Raw genomic sequence first — 253 nt, forward strand, 5'->3', positions numbered from 1 at the left:
GGTCGGGGTCCGGCAGCAGGCCGGCGGCGTCGGCGAGCAGGACTGTGTCGGCCAGGTGCACGATGCTGCGTGCGCTCTGCAGGCCGCCGGCCATGGTGAATCCCGGCTGGTGCCCGCTGAGCCAGGCAAGGAAGGCGATGCCGGTCTTGTAGTAGTACGTCGGGGCTGCGAACACGTGCCGCGCCAACGGCAGGGTCGGTGCGAAGGCAGCGTCATGGGCGGCCAGGTCACCGGCGTCGAGCGCGGCCAGCGC

The 253-nt window shown here is 72.3% G+C and carries 1 protein-coding gene; it reads right to left on the reverse strand.

The features are described 5' to 3' along the window. On the reverse strand, positions 1–253 hold a 253-nt coding region (locus ACPYOM_RS23120), incomplete at both ends, for a DUF993 family protein (protein WP_481347762.1).

The organism is Monashia sp. HAY1-2A (assembly GCF_056755315.1).